The 17,190-nt window shown below is 65.3% G+C and carries 16 protein-coding genes; 5 read left to right on the forward strand and 11 right to left on the reverse strand.

Annotated features, from left to right (window positions below; translation table 11 throughout):
* Positions 1 to 2: 2 nt before the first annotated feature.
* Genes RI032_RS00315 through ndk form a run of 4 tightly spaced genes read right to left on the reverse strand, consistent with a single transcriptional unit; the run spans position 3 to position 3,307 of the window.
* On the reverse strand, positions 3 to 875 hold the full coding sequence (locus tag RI032_RS00315; protein WP_019338408.1) for a RodZ domain-containing protein: 873 nt from the start codon (positions 873 to 875) through the stop codon (positions 3 to 5).
* Between the two features lie 18 nt (positions 876 to 893).
* Positions 894 to 1,679: a type IV pilus biogenesis/stability protein PilW gene (pilW, locus tag RI032_RS00320; protein ID WP_322547683.1), complete on the reverse strand. Its 786-nt coding sequence runs from the start codon at positions 1,677 to 1,679 to the stop codon at positions 894 to 896.
* Positions 1,666 to 2,871 carry a dual-specificity RNA methyltransferase RlmN gene (gene rlmN / locus RI032_RS00325; protein ID WP_005409296.1) on the reverse strand — a complete coding sequence of 402 codons (1,206 nt, stop codon included), beginning with the start codon at positions 2,869 to 2,871 and terminating at the stop codon, positions 1,666 to 1,668. The genes pilW and rlmN overlap by 14 nt, the downstream gene beginning before the upstream one ends.
* A gap of 10 nt (positions 2,872 to 2,881) precedes the next feature.
* A complete protein-coding gene (ndk, locus tag RI032_RS00330; protein WP_008265389.1) occupies positions 2,882 to 3,307 on the reverse strand; it encodes a nucleoside-diphosphate kinase in 426 nt (141 codons plus the stop codon).
* Between the two features lie 346 nt (positions 3,308 to 3,653).
* Here ndk and RI032_RS00335 point away from each other — a divergent pair, with 346 nt between their 5' ends.
* From RI032_RS00335 to RI032_RS00350, 5 genes are all read left to right on the forward strand, one after another.
* Entirely contained in the window at positions 3,654 to 4,307 is a 654-nt protein-coding gene (locus tag RI032_RS00335; RefSeq protein WP_322547684.1) for a TetR/AcrR family transcriptional regulator, read from the forward strand.
* 39 nt (positions 4,308 to 4,346) lie between these two features.
* Positions 4,347 to 6,719, forward strand: a complete 2,373-nt coding sequence (locus tag RI032_RS00340) for a 3-hydroxyacyl-CoA dehydrogenase/enoyl-CoA hydratase family protein (RefSeq protein WP_111174251.1) — start codon at positions 4,347 to 4,349, stop codon at positions 6,717 to 6,719.
* A gap of 109 nt (positions 6,720 to 6,828) precedes the next feature.
* On the forward strand, positions 6,829 to 8,037 hold the full coding sequence (locus RI032_RS00345) for an acetyl-CoA C-acyltransferase (protein WP_005409292.1): 1,209 nt from the start codon (positions 6,829 to 6,831) through the stop codon (positions 8,035 to 8,037).
* Between the two features lie 136 nt (positions 8,038 to 8,173).
* Positions 8,174 to 8,467, forward strand: a complete 294-nt coding sequence (locus RI032_RS20635) for a transposase (RefSeq protein WP_019338990.1) — start codon at positions 8,174 to 8,176, stop codon at positions 8,465 to 8,467.
* A complete protein-coding gene (locus tag RI032_RS00350) occupies positions 8,464 to 9,297 on the forward strand; it encodes an IS3 family transposase (protein WP_043397638.1) in 834 nt (277 codons plus the stop codon). The genes RI032_RS20635 and RI032_RS00350 overlap by 4 nt, the downstream gene beginning before the upstream one ends.
* A 454-nt stretch (positions 9,298 to 9,751) precedes the next feature.
* Here the strand turns inward: RI032_RS00350 and galU are convergent, their stop codons facing one another.
* The 7 genes from galU to rpsA form a co-directional block, all read right to left on the reverse strand.
* Positions 9,752 to 10,630, reverse strand: coding sequence for a UTP--glucose-1-phosphate uridylyltransferase GalU (gene galU / locus RI032_RS00355; RefSeq protein ID WP_057504262.1), 879 nt, complete (start codon positions 10,628 to 10,630; stop codon positions 9,752 to 9,754).
* The gene (locus RI032_RS00360; RefSeq protein ID WP_043397011.1) at positions 10,627 to 12,540 is read right to left on the reverse strand and encodes a polysaccharide biosynthesis protein; all 1,914 of its coding nucleotides are present in this window, start codon (positions 12,538 to 12,540) and stop codon (positions 10,627 to 10,629) included. Before RI032_RS00360 ends, galU begins: the two co-directional genes overlap by 4 nt.
* 3 nt (positions 12,541 to 12,543) lie before the next feature.
* Entirely contained in the window at positions 12,544 to 13,533 is a 990-nt protein-coding gene (locus tag RI032_RS00365) for an MraY family glycosyltransferase (RefSeq protein ID WP_134958372.1), read from the reverse strand.
* 3 nt (positions 13,534 to 13,536) lie between these two features.
* Positions 13,537 to 14,715 carry a lipopolysaccharide assembly protein LapB gene (gene lapB / locus RI032_RS00370; protein ID WP_005416232.1) on the reverse strand — a complete coding sequence of 393 codons (1,179 nt, stop codon included), beginning with the start codon at positions 14,713 to 14,715 and terminating at the stop codon, positions 13,537 to 13,539.
* Positions 14,716 to 14,721: 6 nt separating this feature from the next.
* Positions 14,722 to 15,006, reverse strand: a complete 285-nt coding sequence (locus RI032_RS00375) for a LapA family protein (protein WP_010484569.1) — start codon at positions 15,004 to 15,006, stop codon at positions 14,722 to 14,724.
* A gap of 77 nt (positions 15,007 to 15,083) precedes the next feature.
* Positions 15,084 to 15,389, reverse strand: coding sequence for an integration host factor subunit beta (locus RI032_RS00380; RefSeq protein ID WP_005409286.1), 306 nt, complete (start codon positions 15,387 to 15,389; stop codon positions 15,084 to 15,086).
* Positions 15,390 to 15,476: 87 nt separating this feature from the next.
* Positions 15,477 to 17,162: a 30S ribosomal protein S1 gene (rpsA, locus tag RI032_RS00385; RefSeq protein ID WP_005416230.1), complete on the reverse strand. Its 1,686-nt coding sequence runs from the start codon at positions 17,160 to 17,162 to the stop codon at positions 15,477 to 15,479.
* Positions 17,163 to 17,190 lie beyond the last annotated feature (28 nt).

Raw genomic sequence — 17,190 nt, forward strand, 5'->3', positions numbered from 1 at the left:
CCTCAGTGCGAAACCGGGACTACGGAGCCTTCAGAGGATACCTGAAAGCGTGCCACGTTGGCTCGCTGGTAGGGGGTCAGATCGACGATAGCGCCGTTCTGCTGAACCTGGACCGCCGAGGCGTTGCCCAGGGTCACCCGGGTCACCTGGCCCGGCGTGAAGCTGCGGCTTTCGCCGGACTTGATCAGCGCCTTCTCGACGGTAGCGCCGTCCGGGCCGCCGATATCGACCCAGCTGTCGCCGCTGAACTGCATGTCCAGCGTGTTGGCGGCAGCCGCTGGCGCCGGGGCTGAACGCGGCACCGGGGCCAGCGAGGCCACGTACGGGGTGGCGGCCGGCTTGCTGGCCGGGGCGCTCGCCACTTCAGCCGGCGCCGAGGGCTCGACACCCGCAGCGGACGGGGTTACCGGCACGGCGGCCGGGATGGCGTCCAGCGAGGCGGTATTCGGCGACGGGGTGGCACTGCCATCGAAATGGCCACGGGTGGCGAACCACACCGGCACCGCCAGCACCGCGGTGATGCCGACATACAGCACGCGACGGCCGAGATTCTCGGCAATGCGGCGCGCACGCGGGGTATGGGTATGGCTGACCAGGGTGGGCGGAACCACCGGGCCGACCTGGGCCTGCTCCAGCAGCTCTCCCACGTCCACATCCAGAAGCCGCGCGTAGCTGCGCAGCTGGCCGCGCACGAACACCGGCGCGCCAAGCTTCTGCCATTGTTCTTCTTCCAGCGACCTGACCACCTGGACCGGCATGCGCAGGCGCGAGCCGACATCTTCGAGGGTCAGTCCGGCCGCCTCGCGGGCCTGGCGCAGGCGGCTGCCGCAGCCGGCCGCAGTCTCGAGAGCGCTCACAGTCTGGTCATCAATCACAATGCATCAACCCTGGAGTTAGGAGCCCGCTTCCTGCGGAAATTCCTGTCGAATCCGCTGAATATAGCGATCAGATGCCGCCCGATCACCCAGCCGCGCTTCGATTTGAGACGCAAGTTGTAACACGGAACGCGTTGCGGGTGCAGCCGCAATCCTACGTTCGGCGAAGGCCCGGGCCTCCATGTAGCGGCCCTGGCGGAAGCTGAGCTGGGCCATCGCCTCCAGCGCGACCGGATTTCCCGGCAGCGTCGACAGCGCCGCGCGCAGGTCGCGCTCGGCACGTTCAAGCTGGCCAGCGTCCAGGGCACAGCCCCCGGCATTGGCCTGGGCCTCGGCCGGCGTGGCGTAGCCCGGCGCCTGCAGCGCACGATCGAACCAGACCAGCGACTCGGCCGGGCGGCCCTGCTGGCACAGCCACGCGCCGTAATTGTTGAGGACGTCCCCGCGCTGCGGCGCCTGTTCGGCAGCCCTGCGGAAGCTCTCACCGGCCTGCTGGGTACGGCCACGGCGCTCGTCGATGCCGGCCATCAGCACCAGCGCATCAGGCGATTCGGGTGCCAGCTTCAGCGCCTCGCGCGCCTTGCGTTCGGCCGCATCGAGGTTGCCGACCTGCATGTCGCGGGCGGCCAGTGCCAGCAGGTCCTGCAGGCGCACCTGACGCCGCACGTTGTCCGGATCGCGGACCGAGTAGACCGGCGCTTCGCTGGGGCCCAGCCTGGCCTTGGGTTGGGATTTGCAGCCACCGACCGCAACGGCCAGCACGCCTGCGAGCAGAACCAGCCAGAGGCGGTCAGGCCGCGGCATCGCTCCCCTTCCCCGCCTGCAGCGTCTTGTTGAACTCCGCCTGGCGGCGGGTGCGGTCCATCACCTGGCCCTTGAGCTGGCCACAGGCAGCGTCGATGTCGTCGCCACGGGTGCGGCGGACCATGGTCAGCACGTTGCTGTCGAGCAGGATCTTCTGGAAGGCGCGGATATGCGCCTCTTCCGAGCGCTCGTAGCGGGTACCCGGGAACGGGTTGAACGGAATCAGGTTGACCTTGCCCGAATCCTTGGCCTGCACCGCGTTGTCGAACTGGCGCATCAGGCGGGCCAGCTCGCGGGCATGCTCGGGCTTGTCGTTGATGCCCTTCATCAGGGTGTATTCGAAGGTGACCGATTCGCGGCGCTTGTTGGCGCGCAGGTAGCGTGCGCACGAGGCCATCAGCTCGGCGATCGGGTACTTCTTGTTGAGCGGCACCAGGGTCTCGCGCAGCGCATCGTTCGGCGCATGCAGCGACACCGCCAGCGACACGTCGCTTTCGGCAGACAGGCGGTCGATCTGCGGGACCAGGCCGGAGGTCGACAGGGTCACGCGCTTGTTGGCCAGGCCGTAGCCCAGGTCGTCGCGCATCACGCTCATGGCGCGCACGACGTTGTCGAAATTCATCAGTGGCTCGCCCATGCCCATCATCACCACGTTGGTGAGGCGGCGCATCTGGTGCGGCACGTTGCCCAGGTGGCGCGCGGCAACCCACACCTGGCCGATGATCTCGGCGGTGGTCAGGTTGCGGTTGAAGCCCTGGGTGGCGGTGGAGCAGAACGTGCAGTTCAGGCCGCAACCGACCTGCGAAGACACGCACAGCGTGCCGCGGGTCTTGTCCGGGATGTACACGGTCTCGATGGCGTTCTTGCCATCCACGCCCATCGCCAGCAGCCACTTGTGGGTGCCGTCGGCGGAGGGCTTGTCGAACACGATGTTCGGAACCAGCACCTCGGCATGGGCCTGCAGCTTGGCGCGCAGGACCTTGCCGAGGTCGGTCATTTCATCGAAATCGGTGACGTAGCGATGGTGGATCCACTTCATCACCTGATGGGCACGGAACTTCTTTTCGCCGAGAACCTCGACGAAGAACTTCTCCAAGCCCGCGCGATCGAGGTCGAGCAGGTTCTGCTTGCCAGCCGTGGGTGCCGACTTCGGCAGCGGCTGGATGGCGGGGGACTGTACGACCTCGTTCACGGCATTACTCTCAGCGCGAGACGACTTCGGTGGCGGCGAAGAAGTACGCGATTTCAATCGCGGCATTCTCGACCGAGTCCGAGCCGTGGGCGGCGTTGGCATCGATGGATTCGGCGAAGTCGGCGCGGATGGTGCCCGCAGCGGCTTCCTTCGGGTTGGTGGCGCCCAGCAGGTCGCGGTGGGCCAGGACGGCGTTCTCGCCTTCCAGGGCCTGGATCATCACCGGGCCGGAGATCATGAACTCGACCAGCGCGTTGAAGAACGGACGCTCGCGGTGCACGGCATAGAAGCCTTCGGCTTCACGGCGCGACAGCTGCTTGTACTTGGCGGCCACGACCTTCAGGCCGGCCTTCTCGAAGCGGGCGTAGATTTCGCCGATGACGTTCTTGGCAACGGCGTCCGGCTTGATGATCGAAAGGGTGCGCTCCAGCGCCATGGGATGTCTCCAATGGAATCGGGCCGCTGATGGCCCGAAGGGTAACATGAAAAAAACCCGCGTCGGGACGCGGGCTTAGCCTGATAAACGTAGGCGAATTGTAAAAGATAACGTGGCCGGGTGGTAGAGGGCCATGTGGCCCTGTTGTAGCGCCGAGCCCATGCTCGGCTGGCCTTTGGGCCGAAGAGCAGCCGAGCGCGGGCTCGGCTCTACAGGTTCAGGTCCACCCATTCACCCACCTGAGTGAAATCTGACCGAGCCGGCCGATTTTGCTGCACCGCAAAATGCCATACGGTACCGTCTGGTTCTAGTATCAAACAATCGTTTGATTAAGGTCCGCCCATCGATGGCCAAGCCCGCCCACTTCTCGACCAAGGACCGGATCCTCGGCGCGGCCGAGGAGCTGTTCGCCCAGCACGGCTTCGCCGGCACCTCGCTGCGGCAGGTGACCAGCCAGGCCGACGTCAACATCGCCGCGGTCAACTACCACTTCGGTTCCAAGGAAAACCTGGTCAACGAGGTCTTCCGCCGCCGCATGGACGAGATGACCGGTGCCCGCCTGTCGCAGCTGGAGCGGGCCCGCAGCGAACACCCCGGTGAACTGCGCCCGGTGCTGGCCGCCTTCGTCGAACCGGCGCTGGCGCTGGCCCAGGACCGCCAGAACGGCGGCGCCTTCGTGCGCGTGATCGCCCGCGCCTATGCCGAGAAGAACGACAACCTGCGCAAGTTCCTGTCTGACCACTACGGCCACGTGCTGCGTGCGTTCGGCAAGGCCATCGGCGAGTGCGTGCCCGGCCTGAGCAAGGAAGAGCTGTACTGGCGCCTGGACTTCCTGGCCGGCTCGCTCACCTATGCCATGGCCGACTTCGGGCTGATCAAGCGTCCCGCCGGTGTCACCGAAGCGGCGCATCGTGCCCATGCCGCCCACGAACTGATCCATTTCGCCGAAGCCGGGTTCCGCGCCGCCGCACGCGCCAGCGCCCTGCCCGCTTCCCCTTGATTCCACCCAGTAACTGCTGACCAACAAAGGCCCTACACCATGTCCAATTCCCTGCTAGTCCGCCGCGCCGCCGTGCTGGGTGCCGGCGTCATGGGTGCCCAGATCGCCGCCCACCTCACCAACGCTGGCGTCGACACCGTGCTGTTCGACCTGCCTGCCAAGGAAGGTCCGGCCGACGGCATCGTGCTGAAGGCGATCGCCAACCTGGGCAAGCTGAGCCCGGCGCCGCTGGCCAGCAAGTCGCTGGCCGAAGCCATCACCCCGGCCAACTATGAGTCGGGCCTGGAGCAGCTGAAGGACTGCGACCTGATCATCGAGGCCATTGCCGAGCGCATGGACTGGAAGCAGGACCTGTACAAGAAGATCGCGCCGTTCGTGGCCGACCACGCGGTGCTGGCCTCCAACACCTCGGGCCTGGGCATCAACAAGCTGGCCGACGTGCTGCCCGAGCAGCTGCGTCACCGCTTCTGCGGCGTGCACTTCTTCAACCCGCCGCGCTACATGCACCTGGCCGAGCTGATCCCGGCCACCACCACCGACGCCGCCGTGCTGGAAGGCCTGGAAGCCTTCCTGGTCACCACCCTGGGCAAGGGCGTGGTGTACGCCAAGGACACCCCGAACTTCATCGGCAACCGCATCGGCGTGTTCTCGATCCTGTCCACCATCCACCACACCCAGCAGTTCGGCCTGGGCTTCGATGAAGTGGACGGCCTGACCGGCCCGCTGGTCGGTCGCCCGAAGTCGGCGACCTATCGCACCTCCGACGTGGTCGGCCTGGACACCATGGCGCACGTCATCAAGACCATGGGCGACACCCTGCCGAACGATCCGTGGCATGAGTTCTTCAAGTCGCCGAAGTGGCTGGACGCGCTGATTTCCAAGGGCGCGCTGGGCCAGAAGACCGGCGCCGGCATCTTCCGCAAGGTCGGCAAGGACATCGTGGTGCTGGACCTGGAGAAGCAGGACTACCGCCCGGCCGATCGCGCTGCCGCGCCGGAAGTGGTCGAGATCCTGAAGATCAGGAACCCGGCCGAGAAGTTCGCCAAGCTGCGCGAAAGCCAGCACCCGCAGGCGCAGTTCCTGTGGGCGACCTTCCGCGACCTGTTCCACTACAGCGCCTACCACCTGGCCGACATCGCCGAGACCGCGCGCGACGTGGACCTGGCCATCCGCTGGGGCTACGGCTGGTCGCTGGGCCCGTTCGAAACCTGGCAGGCCGCCGGCTGGAAGCAGGTCGCACAGTGGATCGCCGATGACATCGTGGCCGGCAAGAGCATGAGCAACGCCCCGCTGCCGGACTGGGTGTTCGATGGCCGCGACGGCGTGCATGCCGCCGAAGGCAGCTACAGCCCGTCGCGCAATGCCAAGCTGCCGCGCTCGTCGCTGCCGGTGTACCAGCGCCAGCGCTTCCCCGATCCGCTGCTGGGCGAGAAGTTCGCGCCGGGCGAGACCGTGTTCGAGAACGACGGCCTGCGCATGTGGCACGACGGTGATGGCATTGCCGTGGTCAGCTTCAAGACCAAGATGAACACCGTGTCCGACCAGGTGCTGGACGGCCTGCAGGAATGCGTCAGCCGCGCCGAGAAGGACTTCCAGGGCCTGGTGATCTGGCAGCAGAAGGAGCCCTTCTCTGCCGGTGCCGATCTGGCCGGTGCACTGGGCCTGCTGCAGGCCGGCAAGGTCGACCAGTTCGAAGAAATGGTTGCCAACTTCCAGCGCACCAGCCAGCGCATCAAGTACTCGCTGGTGCCGGTGGTTGCCGCCGTGCGTGGCCTGGCGCTGGGTGGTGGCTGCGAGTTCCAGATGCACAGCGCCAAGACCGTGGCCTTCCTGGAAAGCTACATCGGCCTGGTCGAGGCCGGCGTCGGCCTGCTGCCGGCCGGTGGTGGCCTGAAGGAACTGGCCGTGCGCGCCTCGCAGGCCGCAGGCCCGGGCGGTGACGTGTTCGCCGAACTGAAGAAGACCTTCGAGACCGTGGCGATGGCCAAGGTGTCCAACTCCGCGGTCAACGCCAAGGAACTGGGCCTGCTGCGCAGCACCGACAAGGTGGTATTCAACAGCTACGAAGCGCTGCACATCGCCAAGGCCGAAGCGCGCGCCCTGGCCGAAGCGGGCTACCGTCCGCCGCTGCCGGCACGCCGCATCCAGGTGGCCGGTGACGTGGGTATCGCCACCTTCAAGATGATGCTGGTCAACATGCTGGAAGGCCGCTTCATCAGCCCGTACGACTACGAGATCGCCGAGCGCATCGCCACCGTGCTGTGCGGCGGCAAGGTCGACCGCGGCACCCTGGTGGACGAAGAGTGGCTGCTGACCCTGGAGCGCAAGCACTTCGTCGAACTGGCCCAGCAGGAAAAGACCCAGGCCCGCATCGCGCACATGCTGAAGACCGGCAAGCCGCTGCGTAACTGATCGCCATCCCTGCTTTTGGTGGGTGCCCACCTTGGTGGGCACTCCTCCGCCTCTGGTAGGTGCCCACCCTGGTGGGCACACCGGCAAAAAACTTCGAGAGATCACTGCAATGACCAAGCAAATCCAGGACGCCTACATCGTCGCCGCCACCCGTACTCCGGTCGGCAAGGCGCCCAAGGGCATGTTCCGCAACACCCGCCCCGACGACATGCTTGCGCACGTGCTGCGCAGCGTCGTCGCGCAGGCCCCGGGCGTGGACGTCAACCGCATCGATGACGCGATCATCGGCTGCGCGATGCCGGAAGCCGAGCAGGGCATGAACGTCGCCCGCATCGGCGTGCTGCTGGCCGGCCTGCCGAACACCATCGCCGCACAGACCGTGAACCGCTTCTGCTCCTCCGGCCTGCAGGCCGTGGCGCAGGCTGCCGACGCGATCCGCCTGGGCAACGCCGACCTGATGCTGGCCGGTGGCACCGAGTCGATGTCGATGGTGCCGATGATGGGCAACAAGATCGCCATGGCACCGAGCGTGTTCGACAACGACCACGTGGCCATCGCCTACGGCATGGGCATCACCGCCGAGAAGGTGGCCGAAGAGTGGAAGGTCTCGCGCGAAGACCAGGACGCCTTCGCCCTCGCCTCGCACCAGAAGGCCATGGCGGCGATCCAGAACGGCGAGTTCAAGGACGAGATCAGCCCGTACGAGATCGTCTCGCACCTGCCGGACCTGGCCGATGGCCAGCGCATCATCACCCGCAACAAGATCGCCGACACCGACGAAGGCCCGCGCCCGGACTCCTCCGCCGAAGGCCTGGCCAAGCTGCGCCCGGTGTTCCGCAACGGCCAGTTCGGCGGCACCGTCACCGCCGGCAACTCCTCGCAGATGAGCGATGGCGCCGGTGCCGTGCTGCTGGCCTCTGAGCAGGCGATCAAGGATTACGGCCTGACCCCGCTGGCCCGTTTTGTCAGTTTCTCGGTGGCCGGCGTGCGCCCGGAAGTGATGGGCATCGGCCCGATCGCCGCGATCCCGAAGGCACTGAAGCAGGCGGGCCTGACCCAGGACCAGCTGGACTGGATTGAACTGAACGAAGCGTTCGCCGCGCAGTCGCTGGCGGTGATCCGCGATTGCGGCCTGGACCCGAGCAAGGTCAACCCGCTGGGCGGCGCGATCGCCCTGGGCCACCCGCTGGGTGCAACCGGCGCGATCCGTACCGCGACCCTGCTGCACGGCCTGCGTCGTCGCCAGCAGAAGTACGGCATGGTGACGATGTGCATCGGCACCGGCATGGGTGCGGCGGGTATTTTCGAGGCGCTGTAAGGTTCAAAGCGTTGCCTCGTTGGGCTTCATGGCGTGGGCCGGGTTGGCAGGGCTGCCCGGGACACGCCGTGAACCTGTGGTGGTCTAATCAACTTGGACACTCGATAGGATCAATTTCAAGCATCGAGGTAGACCCATGGCAAAGCAGATCACTCAGGGCATGAGGGACGAGGCGGTTCGCCTTGTGGTTGTGGAGGGGCAGACAGTCAGGGACGTCTGCCAGCTGATGGATGTCGGCCCGACGGCGCTGAGGCGCTGGATCGAGCAATGGCGTCGAAAACATGACCCGCAGGCCGAGGCACCGCCCGTAGATGCCCAGGTCAGAATCGCCGAGCTGGAGGCCCAGAATCGCAGGCTCAAGGAGGAGCGCGACCTACTAAAAAAATCCATCGCCTTCTTCATTCGGGACAGCGATCACCGGAACAGGTGATCCAGGAATTGGGGAAGGTCGCTCCGATCCGGTTGGTGTGTCAGTTGATGGACTATCCCCGTAGCAGCTACTACGCCTGGCTGCACCGGGAGCCCCGGATTGACCGGGAACTGCTGGCCCAGGTTGATCTGGTTCGTCGCATTCATCAGTCCCACCGGGGGAGCTGTGGCTCTCGCAAGATGGCCAGGGAGCTGACCAATCGCGGCCTGCCAGTGGGTCGCTACCGCGCCCGGACGCTGATGCGCCGGGCCGGCGTCAGGGCGCGGCAGCACCGGCGGCACAAGTACCACAGTCTGGGGCCGCAGGCACTGACCGCGCCCAACGTGTTGGAACGCCAATTCAACCCGGAGGCACCCGACCAAGTCTGGGCAGGGGATATCACCTACATCCCGACCCAGCAAGGCTGGCTCTATCTGGCCATCGTGGTGGATCTGTTTGCCCGACGGATCGTGGGCTGGGCCCACTCTCACGAAGGGGATGCCTGGCTGGCCGTCAGAGCCCTGCGTGGGGCTCTGAAACAGCGTCGTCCCAACGGGCGACTACTTTTCCACTCGGATCAAGGTCGGCAGTACACCAGCCATGCCATGGCCGAAATTCTGCGTGACAACGGCATCACCCAAAGCATGAGCAGGAAGGGCAACTGCTGGGACAACGCGGTGGTGGAACGGGTTTTCGCCACCCTCAAAGGGGAATGGCTTTACTCAAAATACCCCACTCGACAGGAGGCTGCAGCAGACATCGAGCAATTCGTGGACTGGTACAACCACCGTCGGCCGCACAGTGCCAACGGCCTTGTGCCACCTGCGCTTTGTGAAGAGCAGGTGGCCTGAACTCCCTTTGGGAGTGTCCAAAAATACTTGACCACCACAACCCTTCCATGGGGGCTCGATGGCGCCATCCATGGCGCCAACGGTCCCGGGCAGCCCTGCCAACCCGGCCCTTCCAGCCTCCCCGCGGCGGAGGGGTGAGCAAAGGCAGGGTCAAAGGCCGGGGTCAGAGCCCTTTGCTGCGCAAAGGGATCCGACCCCGACTCGACGCTCGCGGAAACAAAAAAGGCAGCCATCGGCTGCCTTTTTGCTTTTGCTCTTGCCCTTGATTCCGCCCTTCCCGTCCGCGCCAGCAGGAAACCTGACAGGCGGGGCGGGTGGGCCTTTGCAGGACCGTTCGCCGCATGGATGCGGCGACCGAGCCCCCATGGACGGGTTTACGGCGTGTCCTGCAACGGCCCACCCGTCCCGCCCATCACGTATCAATCAAGGCGCCGCACGGAGCGCTTGATAAACCTTATTCCGCCAACATCGCCGTCAGTTTCTCCCGCGCCGGCCCGGCCAGCTTCGGGTTATCCAACGCGAAACGGATCGTCGCCTCCACCAGCCCCAGATGCGTGCCGCAGTCGAAGCGGGTGCCCTCGAAACGATAGGCATCAACCTCTTCGCTCTTCAGCAGCTGCGCGATCGCGTCGGTCAGCTGGATCTCGCCACCGGCACCGCTGCCGGTCTGCTCCAGCAGCTCGAAGATCTTCGGGCTCAGTACATAACGGCCGACCACCGCCAGGTCGCTCGGCGCGTCCTCCGGCTTCGGCTTCTCCACGATCTGCGAAATGCGGCCCTTGCGGCCGTCGAACGCGTCAGTGGCCACGATGCCGTAGCTGGCAGTCTTGTCGTGCGGCACGTCTTCAACGGCGATCACGCTTGCACCACTGACCTCGTTGAGGTCGGCCATCTGCTTCAGTGCGCCGTCGCCGCGGTTCCAGATCAGGTCATCCGGCAGCAGCACCGCGAACGGCTCGTCGCCGATCACGGCCTTGGCGCACAGCACCGCATGGCCCAGGCCCAGGGCCTCGGCCTGGGTCACGAAGATCGCACGCACGCCATTGGGCAGCACGTGGCGGATCATCTCCAGCTGTTCCTGTTTGCCGGCGCGCTCGAGCTTCTGCTCCAGCTCGTAGGCCTTGTCGAAGTAGTCGGCGACCGCGTGCTTGTAGCGGTTGGTAATGAACACCAGCGTGTCACAGCCCGCTTCGATCGCCTCATCGACCGCGTACTGGATCAGCGGACGATCAATGATCGGCAACATTTCCTTCGGAACCGTCTTGGTTGCCGGCAAAAAGCGCGTCCCGAGCCCTGCCACTGGAAAAACTGCCTTGCGAATTCGCTTGCTCATTGGTGCCTGTTGGCCTCACGTGCCGGAAAAGGCACGACTTTAGCGGATGAAATGTAAGCATCCTGTTCGATAGGAGAAAACTCCGGCATCGTCGCGAACAGGATTTCCTGGATGCTGGTGGTGTCGTAACCAGCCACGGCATCGCGCAGGCGTGGAACATTGCCCAACACCAGATCACGCGAGAACGTGCGTACACCGGCCTCGAGAATCTTCGGGTGCGCGGTGGAACGGTAGTCCTCGTCCGAATAGAACAGCGTCTCGTGCAGCTTCTCGCCCGGACGCAGCCCGGTGTAGATGATCGGAATGTCCTTGTACGGCTGCTTGCCGGCCAGGCGGATCATCTGCTCGGCCAGCACGCGGATCGGCACCGGCTCGCCCATGTCGAGCGTATAGATCGCACCGTGCGACGCCGAAGCGGCCGCCTGCAGGATCAGCTGGCAGGCCTCCGGGATGGTCATGAAGTAGCGACTGACCTCCGGATCGGTGACGGTCACCGGCCCGCCACGCAGGATCTGTTCGCGGAACAACGGCACCACGCTGCCTGCCGAGGCCAGCACGTTGCCGAAGCGCACCGTGACGAAACGGGTATGCGTGGACTTCTGGTCCAAGCTCTGGCAGATCATCTCCGCATAGCGCTTGCTGGCGCCCAGCGCATTGACCGGGTCGACCGCCTTGTCGGTGGAGATGAACACGAAATGCTCCACGCGTGCCTCCAGGCAGGCGCGGGCCACGTTCTCGGTGGCCAGGATGTTGTTGCGCACCGCTTCGCGCAGCTGCCGCTCCAGCACCGGCACATGCTTGTAGGCGGCGGCATGGAAGGCGGTGTCGACGGGGTGCAGCGACAGGGCGTGGCGGATCACCGCCGGGTCACCGCAGTCGCCCAGCACCGCTTCGACCTCGACATCCGGGAAGCTGCGCCGCAGCTCGCCCTCGATGGTCAGCAGCAGCAGTTCGCTGATCTCGAGCAGGATGATGCGGCCGGCGCCGTGACGCGCGCACTGGCGGCACAGCTCGGAGCCGATCGAACCACCGGCGCCGGTGACCATCACCGTACGCCCGCCCAACCAGCCACGGATCAGGTTCCAGTCCGGCATGATCGGCTTGCGGCCGAGCAGGTCCTCGATCGCCACTTCCTTCAACTGCCCCGGCAGCGACTGGCCCTGCAGGATATCGCTGAGCTTGGGCACGGTGCGGAACGGCACGCCGGTGCTTTCGCAGATGGCGACGATGCGCTGCATGCCCGCAGCGTCCAGCGACGGAATGGCGATCACCAACAGCTTGGCCGCGGTCTCGCGGACCACTGTCGGCGCATCGTCCAGGGTGCCGAGGATCGGCAGGCCCTGCAGCTTGGCACCGCGCAGGTGCGGCGCGTCGTCCAGCAGGCCGACCGGCTCGAAATTGCCCGAACGGCGCAGGTCGCGGACCAGGGTCTCGGCGGCCTGGCCGGCACCCAGGATCAGCACGCGACGCGCGGACGAGTCCGACTGCAGCGCCTGATAGTCCTTCCAGGCCCGGTACAGCAGGCGCGGCGCGCCCAGCAGCGCCGACAGCGCGAACGGATAGATCACCAGCACCGACATCGGCACGCCGTCGAAGCGCTTCCACATCAGCACCAGCACGATGGCGACCATGCCGATGAAGCTGGCCTTGAAGATGTTCAGCAGGTCGCTGACGCTGGCGAACCGCCACAGGCCGCGATAGAGGCCGACGCGCCAGAACACCATGCCCTGCAGCAGCAGCACCAGCGTGGTGTCGACGTTCCAGAGTGGGAGCTCGGGGGCGTTGGCCAGGATCGAGTACCGCCCCGCGTGGAGCAGCTGCCAGCACGCCCAGACCATGAACAGGTCATGGCAGACGATGGCCGAACGCGGCATCAGGCCGAGGATTCTGTCCCGCCAGGGTGAAGCCATAAGTCAGGTATTTCCTTTTGGGTGGCGCAATCCATTGCGCAGGAGGAGCCAGAGGACGCTCAGCGCGGTGAACCACGCGATCGCCACGGCAGCCTCCCACCTCGGCTGCAAATTGGAGCAGACATTAAGCACTGTAATACTGAACAGGCCCAAAGCAAAGTACATCCCTGTTACCTGGGCGTGACTGGCTCCTGCCTGCACCGCGCGCTGGTAAACGTGCTGGGTATGGGGTTCCATCCAGCGTTGTCCGGAAATGATGCGCGCCAGCAGTGTGAAGCCCGCGTCCACAAGGAAGGGCGATGCCGACACCAGCAGCAGCATCCAGTGGATGTCGGTCTTTACGCTGGCCAGTGCCAGCACTGCCGCCACCGCGTAGCCCAGCGCGCCACTTCCGACATCGCCCATGAAGATCCGGGCCCGCGGGAAGTTGAACGGCAGGAAGCCAAGGCAGGCCAGGCCCAACGCGACCGCCGCCAGCGAGTACGGCCAAGGCAGCAGCGGCGCCAGTCCCAGCGCGACCACGATGGCCTGGCTGGCGGCGATGCCGTTGATCCCATCCATGAAATTCCAGATGTTGATCAGCGAAGCGGTGAACAGCAGGACCAGTACGGCCAGCAGCCAGCTGCCGCCATGGACCTTGACCAGCGCGGCCAGCAGCGCGGCGGCGATGAAGTGCACCATCAGGCGGCGCATGGCCGGAAGTGGCCGGTGGTCGTCCCACCAGCCGATACCCGCCACCAGCGCCAGGCCAAGGCTGGCGACCAGCAGGCTCGGACGCGCTTCGGGCCAGGCCCACACGGCAACACCGGCGGTCACCAGCAGGCTGATGACGATGGCGATGCCGCCGCCACGCGGGGTCGCCACGCTATGACTGCGGCGTTCGCCCGGCTGGTCAAACAGTTGCCGGCGCAGCGCGTAGCCCCGCGCTGCCCAGGTCAGTGCCGCACTCAGCAGGGCCAGACCCAGCAGCGCGCCCATCACGAGCCACGGCATGGATCAGAGCACCGCGTAGTTCAGCAGCGGCTTGACCGTACCCCACTCCTTGCAGCTCGGGCACTGCCAGTGGTGGGTGCGCGCACCGAAACCACAACGGGTGCAGCGATAGGCCGGATTGCGCACCAGCAACTGGTCGGTGATGTGCTTGAGGTCGTGCAGGGTCGCCGTGGAATCGGCACCTTCAGCCAGTGTCAGGTCGATCAGCGCGGACTCGCCACGCACCGACGGGCGATCCTTGAGCTGGCGGCCCAGGTAGGCACGGGCCGGGGCCACGCCCTCCTGCTCTTCCATCAGACGGGTCAGCGCCAGCACCGGGGCAATGCCACGGTAATGCTCGGTCATCTCCGACAGGAAGGCGCGCGCGCCGGCCAGATCGCCCACCTTGCGGTAGTTCTGCATCAGCGCCGGCAGCAGCTCCGGCAGGTACTCCGGATCGTTGCGCGCCGCGCGCTCGAAGGCGCGCACGGCCGCTTCCGGATTGCCGGCATCGGTTTCCAGGCGGCCTTCAATGATGCCGGCACGGACCGACATCGCATCGGCCTGGTAGGCCCGGGCAATCGCTGCCCTCGCCTCTTCCAGCTTGCCGGCACCGCGGAAGCGTTCGGCCAGTTCGCATTCGAACTGGCCGATCAGCTTGCCCATCGGCTCGCCGGTGACATCCTCGAAACGGGTGGCGTTGTCGATCGCCTTTTCCCAGTCGCGCTCGGCCTGGTAGATGCCGATCAGGTGCTTGAGTGCCTGCGGGGCACGCTGGTCCAGCTGGGCCAGTTCGGTGAACACGGTTTCGGCGCGGTCCAGCAGGCCGGACTTCATGTAATCCTCGCCCAGCGCCAGCAGCGCCTGCACGCGCTGCGCATCACTCAGGTCATGGCGATTGACCAGCCCCTGGTGCAGGCGGATGGCGCGGTCGACTTCACCACGGCGGCGGAACAGATGGCCCAGCGCGACCTGGGTCTCGAAGGTTTCCTTGTCCAGCTCGGCGATGTGCAGGAACAGCTCGATGGCCTTGTCCGGCTGCTCGTTGAGCAGGTAGTTCAGGCCACGGAAATAGGTGCTCGACAGGCGGCTGACCTGGCTGTCACCGTGGCGTTGACCACCACGCCGTCCGATCACCCACCCGGCCAGTGCGGCCAGCGGAACGAACAGGAAGAACCAGAACCACTCGGTGACGAAATCCATCTTCGATCAGCGTCCATCAAAAGATTGGGGGGAAGCAACCGGTGCCGGCGTGGCGACAGCGGACTTGTTGGCGCGGCGCAACTGGCTGTAGAGCGGAATGACCACGCTCACCAGCACCAGGCCAGCGCCGACGATGACACCCACCAGCAGCGCGGCGATCAGGGCCACGCCCACCGAGGTGTGCAGTTGGGTAAACAGCAGGTTGATCGACATCGCGGTCATGTTGACCGCACCGATGATCAATCCAAGGATCAGTACCGCCAGCAGGACCAGCAGACGAAAAACCTTCATGCGACAGCTCCAGTGGCAGGAGTCCGTAGCTTATCCGACTCGCGGCTGGATTCGCACGCGGTGGCGCGACGGGAGGCTCAGGCCGGATCGGCGTCCAGCGGCAGCACACTGCTGACCCGCTCGCGCAGTTCCTTGCCCGGCTTGAAATGGGGAACGTGCTTGCCCGGCAGGGCAACCGATTCGCCGGTCTTCGGGTTGCGACCCAGGCGCGGCGGACGATAGTGCAGCGAGAAGCTGCCAAAACCACGGATTTCGATGCGATCCCCGGCGGACAGCGATCCGCCCATCATTTCCAGCAACGACTTCACCGCCAGATCGACATCATCGGCCTTCAGGTGCGCCTGGCGGCGCGCAAGGATTTCGATCAGTTCGGATTTGGTCATTACCGGCTCACATCAGGGGTATCCCAGCCTGAAACGGCCCGGGCAATGCCCGGGCCGTCCAGGAAACAACGAACAGCGTAAGGCCGATTACTCGGACTTGTTGCCGTTCAGCTGTGCACGCAGCAGCGCGCCCAGCTGGGTGGTGCCGCTGGAAGCCGAAGAGGACTGGTATTCCTCCAGCACTTCGCGCATTTCAGCGTCGTCCTTGGCCTTGATCGACAGCTGCAGGGTACGGCCCTTGCGGTCCATGCCCACGAACTTGGCTTCGACCTTGTCGCCGACCTTCAGGTGCTGGGTGGCGTCGTCAACGCGCTCGTTGGCGATGTCGCGGGCCGAGACGTAACCTTCGATGCCGTCAGCCAGCTCGATGATCGCGCCCTTGGCGTCGACTTCCTTCACCACGCCTTCGACCTTGGAGCCCTTCGGATTGGCAGCCATGTACTGGCCGAACGGATCCTGCTCCAGCTGCTTCACGCCCAGGGAGATGCGCTCGCGCTCCGGATCGACAGCCAGGACGACGGCGTCCAGGGTATCGCCCTTCTTGAAGTTGCGAACGACGTCTTCGCCGGTGGTGTTCCAGCTGATGTCGGACAGGTGGACCAGGCCGTCGATGCCGCCGTCCAGGCCGATGAAGATGCCGAAGTCGGTGATCGACTTGATCTGGCCCGACACCTTGTCACCCTTCTTGTGGGTGGCAGCGAAGGTTTCCCACGGATTGGCGGCAACCTGCTTCATGCCCAGCGAGATACGGCGACGCTCTTCATCGACGTCCAGCACCATCACTTCGACTTCATCACCCACCTGGACAACCTTGGACGGGTTGACGTTCTTGTTGGTCCAATCCATCTCGGAGACGTGCACCAGGCCTTCGACGCCCGGCTCGATCTCAACGAACGCACCGTAATCGGTGACGTTGGAGACCTTGCCGAAGACGCGGCTGTTGGCCGGGTAACGACGGCCGATGTTGTCCCACGGATCCTCGCCCAGCTGCTTCAGGCCCAGCGAAACGCGGTTGCGCTCGCGGTCGAACTTCAGCACGCGGACGTCCAGCTCGTCGCCGACGTTCACGACTTCCGACGGGTGACGCACGCGCTTCCACGCCATGTCGGTGATGTGCAGCAGGCCGTCGATACCGCCCAGGTCCACGAACGCGCCGTAATCGGTCAGGTTCTTGACGACACCCTTCAGGATCGCGCCTTCCTGCAGCTTGTCCATCAGCTGCTCGCGCTCTTCCGAGTGCTCGCTTTCGACGACAGCGCGGCGCGAGACCACGACGTTGTTACGCTTGCGGTCCAGCTTGATGAGCTTGAACTCGAGCTCCTTGCCTTCCAGGTAGGCCGGATCGCGCACCGGGCGCACATCGACCAGGGAACCCGGCAGGAAGGCGCGGACATCCTTGATGTCCACGGTGAAACCACCCTTGACCTTGCCGCTGATGCGGCCGGTGATGGTTTCGTTCTTTTCCAACGCTTCTTCCAGCTCGTCCCACACCATCGCGCGCTTGGCCTTCTCGCGCGACAGGACGGTTTCGCCGAAGCCGTTCTCGATCGAGTCGAGGGCGACCTTGACGATGTCGCCTTCGGCGACGTCGATTTCGCCAGCGTCGTTACGGAACTGTTCGATCGGCACGATGCCTTCGGACTTCAGGCCAGCGTTGATCACCACGACATCGCCGCGGACTTCAACAACGGTACCGCTGACGATGGCGCCCGGCTTCAGCTTGGCCAGGTTGGCCTGGCTGGCTTCAAACAGTTCGGCAAATGATTCGGTCATTAGATTTACTCTGTTGGACACATGGGTC

It is taken from the genome of Stenotrophomonas geniculata (genome assembly GCF_034508895.1).
Lineage (GTDB): Bacteria > Pseudomonadota > Gammaproteobacteria > Xanthomonadales > Xanthomonadaceae > Stenotrophomonas > Stenotrophomonas geniculata.

Bases quoted from the DNA above. Each gene is read 5' to 3' on its own strand.
- pilW (WP_322547683.1), bottom strand. From the start codon at position 1,679: ATGCCGCGGCCTGACCGCCTCTGGCTGGTTCTGCTCGCAGGCGTGCTG.
- ndk (WP_008265389.1), bottom strand. From the start codon at position 3,307: ATGGCGCTGGAGCGCACCCTTTCGATCATCAAGCCGGACGCCGTTGCC.
- RI032_RS00335 (WP_322547684.1), top strand. From the start codon at position 3,654: ATGGCCAAGCCCGCCCACTTCTCGACCAAGGACCGGATCCTCGGCGCG.
- RI032_RS00340 (WP_111174251.1), top strand. From the start codon at position 4,347: ATGTCCAATTCCCTGCTAGTCCGCCGCGCCGCCGTGCTGGGTGCCGGC.
- RI032_RS00345 (WP_005409292.1), top strand. From the start codon at position 6,829: ATGACCAAGCAAATCCAGGACGCCTACATCGTCGCCGCCACCCGTACT.
- RI032_RS20635 (WP_019338990.1), top strand. From the start codon at position 8,174: ATGGCAAAGCAGATCACTCAGGGCATGAGGGACGAGGCGGTTCGCCTT.
- galU (WP_057504262.1), bottom strand. From the start codon at position 10,630: ATGAGCAAGCGAATTCGCAAGGCAGTTTTTCCAGTGGCAGGGCTCGGG.
- RI032_RS00360 (WP_043397011.1), bottom strand. From the start codon at position 12,540: ATGGCTTCACCCTGGCGGGACAGAATCCTCGGCCTGATGCCGCGTTCG.
- RI032_RS00365 (WP_134958372.1), bottom strand. From the start codon at position 13,533: ATGCCGTGGCTCGTGATGGGCGCGCTGCTGGGTCTGGCCCTGCTGAGT.
- lapB (WP_005416232.1), bottom strand. From the start codon at position 14,715: ATGGATTTCGTCACCGAGTGGTTCTGGTTCTTCCTGTTCGTTCCGCTG.
- RI032_RS00375 (WP_010484569.1), bottom strand. From the start codon at position 15,006: ATGAAGGTTTTTCGTCTGCTGGTCCTGCTGGCGGTACTGATCCTTGGA.
- RI032_RS00380 (WP_005409286.1), bottom strand. From the start codon at position 15,389: ATGACCAAATCCGAACTGATCGAAATCCTTGCGCGCCGCCAGGCGCAC.
- rpsA (WP_005416230.1), bottom strand. From the start codon at position 17,162: ATGACCGAATCATTTGCCGAACTGTTTGAAGCCAGCCAGGCCAACCTG.